A 13,626-nucleotide genomic window follows, 5' to 3' on the forward strand; every position below is an offset into this window, starting at 1 on the left:
CATTTTCAAAAAAGCGCCTAATGCAGGCGCTTTTTTATTGCGGTTTAAGAACCATGACCATTACTTAGTTGCTGGTAGGCCACATCTCTTCCCATTTTACTGATTCCATGTTGTCTTCGATGCTATCTGGCGTTTGAGCAAAAAAGTCTAATCCAGTTTGACGTTCAACTTCGTCAATGGTGGTAATAAAGTTAGCTAACTCAGAGCTTGAAACATCACGATGCGGGACAATGAACGCAATGGCTTCATCAAAGCTTGGATCAAGAATGACTTTGTAAAACGCGCTCGGGATCACCACACCATTACCGATTGTTCCTTCGTTGCCTTGGTAAATCGGTCCAGTCACCACATAAAGTTCGTTGTATTCATTGGCGAGATCACGAACATGTTCTTCTAGAACGCGCCAACCAACTCGGTTAAACCCCGGAAGTTGAGGCGACATGTTGCTCATCAAAAAACTCTGCTTCATTGACTCTCGGGTGAAGTCCATTGTCGCTGACGGAGCAAGGTGTCCTCTGTCGTAACCAGAGCCTTTGTAGTCCGCTAGGGTAGAGCGCGCGTAATCCGGCATTTCAGTGTCTTCTTTGAAGGAGTTACTGCGTTTGTTGGTGATATTCACGCTTTCCGCGGTAATGTGGTAAGCAACCCAGTCTGCGTTTTTGGTGTCGTAGTTGTACCCAACCGCATAGCCATCTCTGCAGAGGAACTGATCGCTGTTAGTTGAAGGCATACCTTTATCAAGGTGTTGACCGCAAGTTTCAGCAAGAGTAGGGAAGGATAGGAGCGTGACTAAAGATACTAAGATGATGTTTTTCATTATTTTTCTCCGTTATTGGGAGATTTGAAAATAATGAAATTACTCACTAAGACTGTGAATTAGCTTATAAACTAATCAGTATCTTGTAGGTTAATGATGAGGTAAATATCATTGCTGTGAATGTAAAGGGTTACACAACAGATTTTATAAACGTGTTGTCTAACCCAAAACTAGCAGCGTAAAAGAGATGCACTTACTCGGCTTTATTTGGTCCGGTAAAGCGAATGTCTTGCAGGTTAAAGCCGAGTTCGATGTCGCATTTCAACGCCGCTACGCGTTTGCATAGACGTGCAGATTCAATGTGTTCATCCAGCTTCTTACGATATTTCGGTACCAGCTCTTCACTTGCGTATGCCGCTTCAATGTCCTCAAACTGAGTGAGAATTTCCTTAGCGGCTTTTGGACCAACACCGGGTACACCCGGTACTTGGCTTGAGCTAATCCCTGTTAAACCCCAGTAGTCGGCAAGCTGAGTGGGTTTCACGCCAAACTCTTTTTCGATAAACGGCTCATCCAACCAACGATGTTGGAAGTAGTCTCGGATTTGCAAAGTTGGGGACAACAATTGGCAATAACCTTTGTCGGTGGAGACGATGGTGACTTTCTCTCCGTGACTTGCGACTTTAGTGGCGAGGGTTGCAACTAAGTCATCCGCTTCATCACCTTCAGATAGCAGTGAGTCGATGCCTTGCTCCCACCACGCTTGTTGAATTGCGTCTAAACCTTGCATCAGGGGCTCTGGCATAGGTTTGCGGTTTTGTTTGTAGTCTGGAAGGATTTCCGCGCGCCAACCTCGGTCTTGCTCGTGGTGATCGAATACCGCGATGATGTGCGTAGGTTGCGCCTCAGATAGGATGCGAGTCAGCGTTCTGCCTGTCGTTGTGATGGTTCTTGCTATGTCAGTTGGATCGGGTTGTGCTGAGTGCACGCGGCGGATCAGGTTTAGGGCATCAATGATAACAAGATGAATAGACATAATGACTTAGCAATAAAAAAGGGGCGGAATGCCCCTAGTGTAACCAAAGCTGAGTTATCTATCGACCACCATTTTCTCGATGGGCAATACGGTAGCATGGTTCATACGCAGTGCCACCCGGCAGTTTCATGCGGTGCTGCTCTACGAAGTCTTTCAACAGTTTGTCGAGCTTTTTCATCAAGACTGGATCGCCATTGATGGTAAACGGACCTTTGCGTTCGATTTCTCGAATCCCTTCCGCTTTAACGTTACCAGCAACAATACCTGAGAAGGCTTGGCGCAGGCTTGCAGCCAGAACTTGAGGTTGTTGGTTCAAATGCAAATCTAGGCTTGCCATCGCATCATGAGTTGGTTCAAACGGAAGTTGGAACTCTGGCTCAATTTTTAGCGACCAGTTAAAGCTGTACGCGTCGCCTTTTTCTTTACGATGCTGACGAACCTCGTCCATTGAGCGCTTCATAATACGGGCAACTTCTGCCGGATCATCAATCACGATTTGGTAGTGCTTCTGACCTTCTTCGCCCAATGTATCGGCAATAAAGGCATCGATTGAGCGGAAGTAGGCTTCACTCTCTTTCGGACCTGTAAGTACGATAGGCATTGGTTGGTCGGCATTTTCGGGGTGCATCATGATACCCAAGATGTACAGCAACTCTTCGGCGGTACCCGGACCACCAGGGAAGATAACGATGCCGTGCGCCATGCGAACAAAGGCTTCGAGACGTTTCTCGATGTCTGGCATGATCACCAACTCGTTCACGATTGGGTTTGGTGGCTCAGCCGCAATGATTGAAGGCTCTGTCAAGCCAAGGTAACGCTGCTCGGTATAACGCTGTTTGGCGTGACCAATCGCTGCGCCTTTCATTGGACCTTCCATCGCACCAGGACCACAGCCCGTACAGATGTTCAGTTCACGTAGACCCAACTCGTTACCCACTTCGCGAGTGTATTGGTACTCTGTCGCGTTGATTGAGTGACCACCCCAACAAACCACAAGGTTCGGCTCAATGCCGGGCGTCAACGTACCAGCATTACGCAAGATGCCAAATACGAGGTTGGTGATGTGCGTGGCATTGGTGAGGTTAAGACGTTGGTTGTCCGCCAAATGCATGTTTACGTACACGATGTCACGCAAAACAGAGAATAAGTGCTCTTGAATACCCTTGATGATCTCTCCGTCAACGAACGCATGTTCTGGCGGGTTGGCAAGCTCAAGCTTGATGCCGCGTTCGCGTCGAACTACGTTCACATCAAACGATAGGTATTTATCTAACAGCTCTTTTGAGTTGTCGGTATGGCTACCAGAGTTGAGGACCGCGAGCGTACAATTGCGATAGAGCTGGTAAAGCTCACTTGATGCGGTTTTCTTAAGACGTTCAACTTCCAGTTGTGATAGCAAATCCATGCTACCTGCGGGGCTTATATGGGTAATCATAAGGCCTCCTTGCTAGTGCTTTCTTTGAGGGAAGAAACCAACTCACCTACTTAGCTTATACGTGTCGTTCTACTCAGTGGTTGGCAGACTTTGTTTATAGCGTTTAAACAGCTTAGCAGACTGGAAGAGGAGAAACGTGATAACTCGTTGAAAATTTGAGGCAATATGACAAAACAGCACGTAAAAAGTGTTCGTTTGATTGTTTTTTGAACGCTTTTTAGTTCCAGTTGACTTGGTTGTTACCACGCTGTTTGGCGTCTTTTAGCATGTTACCAAGACGGTCGAGGACGTATTCTGGGTTGTCTGCTTCTTTAAATGATGTAGAAACCGCAGTTAAGGTGATCATGATGTTTTGTTCACGGAACTTGAATGGTAATTTGCTGATGTCACGTTGAATGTTTTTCATCAATTCAAGCGTGTATTCTTCTGATTGTTCCGGGATCAGCAAGATGAACTCTTCACCACCAAAACGCGCTACGGTTTCCGTATCTGCAATCCGCTTGTTCATCGTGCGGGCAATGATTTTTAGCGCCTTGTCACCAGCTGTGTAACCGTAGCTATCATTAACCGCTTTGAAGTTATCCACGTCAAACAGCACCACGCGCAAGTTTTGCTGTGAGCGAATCCAACGACGATATTCGAGCTCTAAACGATCGTTAAAAGCCGTGCGATTGTAGACCTTTGTAAGAGGGTCAAGCAGCATACGCTGAGCTTGGTCTTCCAAGCGGCGACGGTAATCTTGTGTCGTTTCGAACACTGCTTCCAATTGATTTTTGCTGTAGCTTAGGCGTTCTTGAAGTGCTTGCTCACGCTCTTCTGTCATTCTCAAGCGCTCAGTCAGTGATGCCATTTTTGCCAGCAGTGGCGAAACTTCGCCTTTTAACTCGTCTAAGTCTTGAGCTTGCTCAAGAGACTCTTGGCTGCGTTCAACCAAAGTGGTCATCTCAGCGTTCAGCTCTTGACGATGCTCAAAGTAAGTTTGGTGCTGGTCAACATTCTGATGAACGGTTTTGAGATTGCTAGACAGTGACGTGTTTAACTGTTCTAGGAACTGTTCTGATGATTTACGCTCGTACTTGGTCGCTTCCACGACCAGTTTTAATGTGTGTAGCGTTAATTCAATCAGAGATTCAGCATTGACACCTAAAAGTAACTTAGCGCGAATATCCAACAGTTGATCGCCAGACTCACCTTCAAAATCGAGTTCCGTGATGGTGTGTTGTAGATCGCTTGCAAGGCATTCCAGTTGTGACTTATCAGGACCGTGTTCTAGCTCGCCTAGGTTAAGGCGTGAATTAGAGGTGATTATCTTGAGTGCGCGCTCGTAGATGCTCAGTAGCTTAGTGGCTTGATCGACTTTCTTACCAGCATGGACTTCCGAGAAGCTCATCAGGTTACGCAATTCACGTTTTAACTGCGCAGGCAAGCCGGTGATACGTTGAAGCGTTTCACCACTGTGTTTGATTTGTTCGTCGAGATAACCGTTTTGTTTTTCCATCGTCTTAGATTGCTGTTTGAGCATTCTTTCTAGCACTGCTAAGCGAGGGATCAGCGTACTTACATCTTTATGATGTTCAAGCTCTTGCTGAATTTCGCGCAGGTAGTTGGATACTTGAGAGTTTGAACCCTGACAAGCAGAAGACAATGATGCCACAACTCGCTTAAGAACTTGCTGCTCACGTTGAAATTTGAGCGAAGTATCACGATGAGTCAGCCTGAGTTGGTCAAGTTGACAACTCAGCTGATGAAGCTGCGACTGAATATCGGATTCCAAGATTCCCATGAAGTGACTACGGTTAAGTCCATGTACTACTGACGATTATTTGATAATAACAAAAAACTTTATAGCGTCATCACTGATCACGCTCAACCGTTGTTTAATTATCCGTTTTTTAATATTTTTTTGATGTCGTCCTCATTCTTGTACGAAGAATGAATCTTTATTAGCCCTTGATTGATGGCATGTTGGCAAGCTGTCCTTATGTCACCGGTTGCAAAGCTCGCAGCAGGTGCATTATCAATGGCCTTTAAGAATACCCAATGACTGTGCTTATCTTTCAAACTAACTTCACGTGCTATGTGTGTCGCAAGCAACAGTAGATCGAGCAGTTCTTCATCGTTAATCGCGGTGTAAGCACGCGGCAAGAATGGGTAATCACTGATGCCCATACGAATGATGCGATTGACGTTGTGCTGTGCTGCGAACTCGTCCACCCAGCCTTGGAATTTATCAAAGGTGGCTTCTGCGGAGGCATCGCGATCGGCATTTGGCTCAATGTACAACAAGTTTGCATCTGAGAAATGGTACAAACGTGTTGGCTTCTGAATGCGTTCTGCTAGGAACTCACCAAATGCACGTTCTAACTCTAAGCCAGCTTTGTAACCATGTTGAACGTACATGCTGCGCAAGAATGGCAAATCGATCATCACAAAGCGTAAGCGGTCATTCAACGGCTCGTGGATAAGTTCACCCATTTGCCATTGTTCGAATGTGTCGCTCGACTTCTTCAATGAACGCGATAGCTTGACGTTGAGCATGCGTAAGTTACGCAGGCGTGAGCGAGAGTGAGTGAACAGATCATTACGCAGCTTTTCAATCTCAGCTGTTTGACGTTGGTTGATAACACCACGACGCATGATGAATAAGAACATCACCAAAACGGTAATAAACAGTGCGAACGAGATCTTTTGGAATTTACGATGCTCCATTTCAACTTGAGCTAGCTTGTCTGCCTGACCTACATAGTGGATGCTTTGCTCAGCAAACTCTTTTTGTTGGCGGAAGGCATCTTCACTGATTTGGTTAAGCTGCTTTTGCTCTAGGCGCACTAGGCTGATGTATTTTTTGTACGCTTGAAGGGATAACTGGTATTCGCCAGCTTGCTCATACCCCAAACCCAGTAAGCGATAGCTTTGCTGTTTAATGAAGCCCGTATCTTCTGGTGCTTTCTCTATCAGGTCTAGCGCTCTCTTGGCATTGACGATCACATCTTTACTGTCATTTTGATGGTATGCCAGACCTGATTTAAGCAGTGCAGCTTTGGCTTCTAGCTGAGGTAAATCAGCGTATTCCAATAAGTCTTTGGAACGGTCTAGGTACTGCTCTGCTAACGCATAGTTGTAAAGCTGAAGGTAAGTGGCAGCTAGGCTCAAACGTATTTTAATGATGCGGTTGATATTCTTACTGGTGCTGTCGTGATCAAGTACATTGAAGTAATGCACTAGCGCGAGGTTAAACTTACCTTGGTAGAAGTAGATATCGCCCATCTGTTCTAGCACGTCAGCCAAAATTGGGGAGCTTGGGTAACTGTCGTAAAAGTCTGCCGCCTGAGAGAGGTATTCAATTGCTTTGTCGTAAACGCGGCGCTCTTGGAATAGTCGAGCTAATAGACGGTTTACCTTCGCTAGTCTGGCTCCACTGTCGCTCTCGATAGATTGCCAGTAACCGTAAAGCAGTTCTGAAAGCGCAAGGTTGTATTTCTTGTTGTTGAGGTAAAATTCGCCTACCGCTGTGTGGTAGTCAATCAGAGTCAGATCTGAGCGATTGTCTTCCAACATGGTTTTAGCTTTAGCATACAAACGCTCAGCGTTTACGGAGTCACCGCTGTTTGCTGCGAGCAAGGCTCGTTGCATCACTAAGCGGTAACGAACGCTGTCGGTACGCTGTAAAACCGGATTTGCTTCTTCAATCTGCTTTTCGATCTGGTCGAGTTTTTGTTCTGCTGCGGCGTAGTTTTTGTCGTACATCCAAATCATTTGGTTGCGCATCAGTTGCACATCCAAATTCATGTACGGCAATTGGTATTCTTTGGCTAGACGTTCTGCTTCATCAAGGTTGTTGATGGCAGAGCGAATGTTGCCCATTGCATAATCGGCTTGTGCAATGATTTTGTGCGCCTCAATCGTGCTGCTCGGGGTGCGGATACTGCGGTCGGTCTCTTCACGAGACATCGCGGAAGGGCTGCCATTCTCTTGGCGTTCAATCAGCTCGCGTTGCAAAAGGTAGTTTTTGGCCGCTTGTTTTGCTTGTGAAGGTTCGATCTCAGCTAATTGCTGAGCTTCATTGAGCAAAGCGGAAGATAAAATGGTCGCGTGAAGTGGCTGTGCTAACAATAAGCAAAGAAAGCCAATCAGCCTTAATAGACGCGAACTGTCCCAAAACATCCTTTTCGTTCCCTCGAACTGTGTCGTTTTTGAATAAACAATATTAGAGAAAAACGCCCAGCAATCCAACAGATAGCTGGGCGTTTTTGAGTATTTAAGCAATGAGTGTTGAGTATTTAGCTCATTCGCTTTTGATTAAGTACTCAGATTATTGACGAGCCATGCGATTATTGTGCGCTGGCTTGTCTTGTTCCGTTGAGCGGTAAGGGTTGATATCCAAACCACCACGACGCGTGTAACGTGCGAATACGGTTAGTTTCGTTGGTTGGCAGTACTTCATCAAGTCAGTGAAGATACGTTCAACACATTGCTCGTGGAACTCATTGTGTTCACGGAATGAAACCAAGTAGCGAAGCAGCTTCTCACGGTTAAGCTTAGCGCCTTGGTAGCGAATTTCTACGCTGCCCCAATCTGGCTGGTTGGTGATCAAACAGTTTGATTTTAGTAAATGGCTGTGAAGTACTTCTTCCACTTGCTCGTTACCTGCAGCGCCGTCTAGAAGCGCTGCATCAAAGTCGTAGCTAGTGATTTCGATGTCTTGATCGTCAATGCATTCACCTTCCATCGTGACAATAGGTTGGTTGGTGTAGTGACTAACTGGATTCACTTCCACAAGTACTTGCTCGCCAGCGCATGCTGATAAATCTTGCGCTAAACGCTCAGTGACTTCTTCCCAAGTAGCAAAACGCGTTTGGTTGTAGCTGTTTAGGTACAACTTGAACGACTTTGACTCAATTAAGTTTGCGCTGGTTGCTGGGATGTAGACTTCGCCAACGGCAACTTGAGGCAAGCCTTTACTGTTTAGCCAAGATAGCTCGTACAGCGTCCAAATATCGTGACCCATAAACGGTAGGCTGTCGCCAAGTTCAAGGTCATCACGGTTTAGGCTGCGAGGTACAGGTTGCAGCAAGCTTGCGTCGTATTGATTTGCGTACTCGGTCTTTTTACCCAGAGTTAGGCCAGCAAGCTCTTTAGCGTCAGAATATTTGCTCATACTTTGTGGTCATTTTCGATTAGAATGGCGAGAATTTTACTGAATCCGCTGATTAATTGCCATCCGGCAGACACCGCGACCTGATAAAAACTAACCAGGAGACCTTCATGACCCAAACCGTTACTCAGGCTCTACAGGACTTTAGCCTGCGCTACCAACAAGCTTGGCAAGACGAGCATAACGAACTGCCACGCAGTGAAGAGCTTGCTGATCTTGTTTCTCCATGTGTAGAAGAGAAACGCGACGGGACCGTATTGTGGAAAGCATTCCCACGTGAAGAAATGGCGGATTTCACTAACGTTGAGAACGCAATTGAGCTGACGCTGCATGAAGACATCAAAACCTTTTACGGTTCTCAGTACAGCGCTGATATGGACGCAACTTGGCAAGGTAACGAACTGACGTTGCTGCAAGTATGGAGTGATGATGACTTTACTCGTCTGCAAGAAAATATTCTTGGTCATCTAGTCACTCAGCGCCGTCTAAAATTAAAGCCGACGGTATTTATCGCAGCGACAGATGCAGAGTTGGATGTTATTTCTATCTGTAACTTAACCGGTAATGTGATTCTTGAGCGCTTAGGCTCAGACAAACGCGACGTACTGGCTGAGACGCTCACCGAGTTTCTAAGCAAACTAGAGGCTGCAGTGTAAGCATGTACGTTGTTGAGTTGCAGTTTGAGTGTTTTGATAACACTACCGTAAGCGCGGTTGATAAAGCGATTAATGGTCTGATGGACGCATTGCGCTACAACGGTCAGGTGCTTGGTCGTGAGTTTCCTATCGTGATGGGTGATGGCGAGTTTTATGTTCGCGTGGTTTGCCCAGAGCAAGACAGTTTGCACCCTCGTTACCATTCTGATTTCGTCAAAGTGTGCATGAATCGTTTGTCGGAAGCCTCGTTGCTTGCGCCGAAAATGCGCATGTTGGGTCGTGATTTGAACTCAGAAGAAGCGGCGGAAGAAGAGACACCTAGCTGGCAAGTGCTGTACACCACGTACGTTCATACTTGTTCTCCACTGCGCAGCGGCGAGACACTGTTACCAATTCCACTTTACCGTAATGGTGCTACGTTGAATGGTGACCACAAAGCGGTGGTGAAATGGCAAACCGAATGGCAAGCGTGTGATGAAATCCAAATGGCAGGTGGCTGTCGTGCTGAACACGCTGCGCTGCATGAAATTTGCGACGCTGACAGTGTGCTGTTCCGTCGAGGTTGGGATTTGCGTGGTCGTATTGAATACATCACCAAGATCCCGACTTATTACTACCAATACCGAGTTGGTGGAGAGTCACTGGAAGCGGAAAAAGCGCGCAAGTGTCCCAAATGTGGTGGTGACTGGTTACTAGACGAACCGCTGCACGACATCTTCTACTTTAAGTGTGACGATTGCCGAATTGTCTCCAATATCTCTTGGGACCACATCAAGTAGTCTATTTTTAAAAAGCTGGCGTCTATGCCAGCTTTTTTCTATCGCTATAAATGAATCAGGGTTGATTGGTAAAATTTTCTATTATTTATTTTATCAATACATTGATTCGAAAAGCATTTTCATTGACCATTCCTCTCATCCCCTTGATTGTGATCTTTGTTCATGTTCAAAGAAAAATGTAACTTAGTTGCATGGTTTATAAGCATTGAAACGTTTGCTTCTCAAAAATTTCAAATAATATCCATATCCTTTTTGAGGTTTTGGGAAGAGGGCCCCTTCCGAAAATATATATAAAAAAATAATCTGGAAGGAATTGAGATGACTTTATTTAAACGAAGCCTAATCTGTATTGCAGTTGTCGGCTTGATGGCTGGTTGTAACGATGATGAAACCAAATACGTAGAGGTACCATCAGATTACAGTCCAGTGGTCGCAGAGGGTAAAACGCTAACTAACACACCTGACGTCGTCGTCAAAGGTGAAGCAACGCAAGATGACGAAGTCACCATTGCTATCGCGGCGACATCGGATTTACATGGTCGCTTGTTTGGTTTTGACTATGCGCTAAATGCCGTAGACGATGACGCTGGTATTACCCGCATCGCAACCTTGCTTGCTGGCCAAAAAGCGGCACATCCAAATATGATCCTGATTGATATCGGTGATACGGTTCAGGGCAACTCCGCGCAGCTATTCAACGATGACCCAACTCACCCTGTGGTTGAGAGCATGAACTCTCTTGGCTTTGATGTTTGGGTACCAGGCAACCATGAATTTAACTTTGAGCGTTCGTTTGTCGATCGCAACCTCGATCATTTTAATGGTGCGGTCCTGTCTTCTAACATCAAGTGGGAAAGTAACGATGTGAACTACATTCGCGCGTTCCAAATGTTTGAAGTGGAAGGTGTGAAAGTGGCGATCGTTGGTCTAACGCCATCGAACGTGCCGAACTGGGAAGCCTCAGCTCCGGATCACTTCAAAGGTTTGAAGTTTGAGAACGAATTGGACGCAACCAAAGAAGCGGTTGATCAACTGGTGTCTAAGTACAATCCAGATGTGATCGTGGGTGCGCTTCACCTTGGTCGCCAAGAAGACGGTGGTGTGGGCGTTTATGAAATTGCGTCTGCAATGGCGGATAAATTCGACGTTATTCTAGCGGGTCACGAACACGCGAACTACATCGAACAAGTGAATGCGGACGGCACAGTCACACCAATCAGCAAATCAACATCAGAAATCGGCGGCGAAAATACGTTGATTGAAGATAAAGCCAAGTCTGGCGAATACACTCAAGATAACCGAGCACAAAGCGTGAAAATCATTGAGCCAGGTAAGTGGGGTGCTTACCTTGCCAAAGCTGAGATTCAACTGAAGAAAGTCGATGGTAAGTGGACAATGGAAGATACCACGTTAACCAACATCGGCACGAAGAAGGTCAAAGAAGAGCAGGCTCTACAAGCGAAATTCCAATACGTGCATGATATTTCGGTTGAAGACGCGACGCGCGAGCTTGGTCGTGTAACGGGCAACTTCACACCAAGCGCAACAGGCTTCCCAGATGAAGCGACCGCGACGGATTACAACTACACCGCAGAGCGTCTGTACTCGACGATTCACCTTGCGAAAGTGGTTGATACACCATTGATGGATGTGATTAACCAAATCCAAATGCAGCAAATCGAAGCGGCGATGGGTAAAGGTAACGGCGCGATAGTCTCTGCAGCATCTCTGTTCTCTGATCAATCTAACTTAATAGACAACGAAGTGTACACCAAAGGTAAGTCGACTAACTTGTATAAATACGACAACACTTTGCTTGGTGTGGAGATGACAGGTGCCAACCTAAAACGCTTCATCGAATGGTCTTACTCTTACTTCAACCAATACCAACCGGGTGATATTACCGTTTCGTTCAAGAAAGGCGCTCCTGCTTACCTATACGACCAATTTGATGGTGATATCGAATTTACTGTGGATCTGAGTAAGCCGTCTCTTGAGTTGGATGAAAACAATACAGTGACGAATGAAGGCAGCCGCGTCAACATCACTAGCATTGGCGGTGAACAGTTCGATCCTAATGCAACTTACAAAGTGGCAATGAACAGCTACCGCTTTGGTTCGCAAATCCAGAAGTTTGGTTGGGCGAGCAAAGATGACGTGTTCTACGACTCAGTGAATGAGCCGGTATACGCAATCCGCGATATGTTGACGGCTTATGTTGAGAAGAACAAAGGCATCAACGTGGCAGATTTTAATGGCAACGTTGGTAACTGGTCGTTCACGCAATACCTGCCAAGTGGTGAAATTACGACACTAAGAGAAGGTAAAGGCAAGGCGCTGTGGGATCAATTGAAGAACATGGAAATCTGTGTCTCGATTGATTTGGAAAACCCGAAATACCCTGCAATTGTTAAGTCTGTGAACATCAATGATTCGTCTAGCTACTTTGTTAACCCTAACAAAGACGCGGCGACGCTTGATGAGAAAGTCGCAGGTTGTAACCCAACTCATTAATCCTGCATATGGGCGCGGTAAGTATTACCGCGCCTAATTTTACTCGCTTGAGGTAAAGACTGTTTGAGTGATGTAGAAGAGCGCTTCATGATCAAAAGAATCTATAACCGATGGGGTTTCACCCTACTGATTACCCTTATCTCCACGCTTATCTTTCAGTTTTCGTCGTCGTGGAGTGAAGATTTCCGTCCTAAATCTCGTCAGCAACAAGAGTTTGTTGAAGCGACCGTTACTCGTTCGATTTCAAACCATGTTGCGCCAGATCCGCTCGTGCCAGATGTGATGACAGGCAAACAAGTCTTCATGGCAAAAATCCTTGAGGGAGAGAGCGAAGGTTTAGAGGTGGAAGTCACCAATCCTCTTAGTCGCCAACACAATGTGTACGTTTGTGAAGGCGATACTTTCATTATGATGATCCGCGAAACCACCAATGGCACCGTTTATTGGGCGTATAACCACAAACGCTCAGACGCGATTTACCTGATGCTTGTGCTGTTCTGTGCGCTGTTACTGAGCTTTGGCAAGAAAGAGGGCATCAATTCCATGGTCGCGCTCTATTTTACTGCGGCATTGATCGTTGGCGTGTTGGTGCCGAGTATTTTTGCGGGTTGGAATCCGATGTTGGTCAGCATCTTATTGATGGTGGTGATCATTGTAGTCAGCTTTATTCTCGTCTCTGGCTATAACCGTAAGAGTTTATGTGCCATGGGCGGCACATTATTGGGTGTGATCGCCGCGGGTGTAATGGCGCAGTGGTTCGGTGAAATGGCGCACTTGTCGGGCATTTACCTCGACAAGGGCGAAGACGTGATTTACCTAACGTCGGTAAAGATGGGCATCCGTTGGTTGATGTTCGTGACGATTGTCGTTGCTGCACTTGGCGCTGTTATGGACGTTGCGATTTCGATTGCATCGGCGTATGCGGAGCTGCAACAAACCGACCCGAAACTCAAACCAAAGCAGTTGGTTAGAGCGTCGATGAACATTGGTCGAGACATCATGGGCACCATGACTAACACCTTGATTTTGGCGTTTGCTGGTGGCTCATTGACGACTATCATGATGGTGTGGGGTCTTAACATGCCAGCGAGCCAGTTTATGAATATGCCGCTGGTGGGACTTGCAGTGGTGAATGCGTTAGCGGGCAGTGTAGGCATTGTGCTTACTATCCCGTTTACTGCGTTTTTAGCGCCTTATGTGTTTAAACATCCGCAAGTGGATACACAGCAAGAACAGGAGCAAAAGAAGCTTGAGCAAGACGAAGTTCAGCTGTTCTAGCGATATAAAACCGCAA

At 46.2% G+C, this 13,626-nt stretch carries 10 protein-coding genes; 4 read left to right on the forward strand and 6 right to left on the reverse strand.

Features of this window, described 5'->3' with window-relative positions; all coding sequences use genetic code 11:
• Nucleotides 1–64: 64 nt before the first annotated feature.
• From VHA02S_RS02805 to queF, 6 genes are all read right to left on the reverse strand, one after another.
• Nucleotides 65–817 carry a DNA/RNA non-specific endonuclease gene (locus VHA02S_RS02805; RefSeq protein WP_009697728.1) on the reverse strand — a complete coding sequence of 251 codons (753 nt, stop codon included), beginning with the start codon at nt 815–817 and terminating at the stop codon, nt 65–67.
• 193 nt (nt 818–1,010) lie between these two features.
• Entirely contained in the window at nt 1,011–1,793 is a 783-nt protein-coding gene (xni, locus tag VHA02S_RS02810) for a flap endonuclease Xni (protein ID WP_005447572.1), read from the reverse strand.
• A 58-nt stretch (nt 1,794–1,851) separates the two neighbouring features.
• Nucleotides 1,852–3,228, reverse strand: coding sequence for a nucleotide 5'-monophosphate nucleosidase PpnN (gene ppnN / locus VHA02S_RS02815; RefSeq protein WP_005447570.1), 1,377 nt, complete (start codon nt 3,226–3,228; stop codon nt 1,852–1,854).
• A gap of 217 nt (nt 3,229–3,445) precedes the next feature.
• A complete protein-coding gene (locus tag VHA02S_RS02820) occupies nt 3,446–5,011 on the reverse strand; it encodes a GGDEF domain-containing protein (RefSeq protein WP_005447568.1) in 1,566 nt (521 codons plus the stop codon).
• A 98-nt stretch (nt 5,012–5,109) separates the two neighbouring features.
• The gene (locus VHA02S_RS02825; protein ID WP_017188442.1) at nt 5,110–7,392 is read right to left on the reverse strand and encodes a tetratricopeptide repeat protein; all 2,283 of its coding nucleotides are present in this window, start codon (nt 7,390–7,392) and stop codon (nt 5,110–5,112) included.
• 148 nt (nt 7,393–7,540) lie between these two features.
• Nucleotides 7,541–8,386, reverse strand: a complete 846-nt coding sequence (queF, locus tag VHA02S_RS02830; protein ID WP_038898520.1) for an NADPH-dependent 7-cyano-7-deazaguanine reductase QueF — start codon at nt 8,384–8,386, stop codon at nt 7,541–7,543.
• Nucleotides 8,387–8,493: 107 nt separating this feature from the next.
• On the opposite strand from queF, the gene syd reads away from it, so the two are divergent.
• From syd to VHA02S_RS02850, 4 genes are all read left to right on the forward strand, one after another.
• Nucleotides 8,494–9,039: a SecY-interacting protein gene (gene syd / locus VHA02S_RS02835; RefSeq protein WP_038898521.1), complete on the forward strand. Its 546-nt coding sequence runs from the start codon at nt 8,494–8,496 to the stop codon at nt 9,037–9,039.
• Nucleotides 9,040–9,041: 2 nt separating this feature from the next.
• Nucleotides 9,042–9,818, forward strand: a complete 777-nt coding sequence (locus VHA02S_RS02840) for a Zn-ribbon-containing protein (RefSeq protein ID WP_005447555.1) — start codon at nt 9,042–9,044, stop codon at nt 9,816–9,818.
• A 318-nt stretch (nt 9,819–10,136) separates the two neighbouring features.
• Complete coding sequence (locus VHA02S_RS02845; protein ID WP_038898522.1) at nt 10,137–12,332, forward strand: bifunctional metallophosphatase/5'-nucleotidase; 2,196 nt, start codon at nt 10,137–10,139, stop codon at nt 12,330–12,332.
• An 87-nt stretch (nt 12,333–12,419) separates the two neighbouring features.
• Nucleotides 12,420–13,610, forward strand: a complete 1,191-nt coding sequence (locus VHA02S_RS02850) for a YibE/F family protein (RefSeq protein WP_017818925.1) — start codon at nt 12,420–12,422, stop codon at nt 13,608–13,610.
• Nucleotides 13,611–13,626 lie beyond the last annotated feature (16 nt).

The sequence above is a fragment of the Vibrio harveyi NBRC 15634 = ATCC 14126 = KCTC 12724 genome (assembly GCF_001591145.1).
In the GTDB taxonomy this organism is placed as follows: Bacteria; Pseudomonadota; Gammaproteobacteria; order Enterobacterales; family Vibrionaceae; genus Vibrio; species Vibrio harveyi.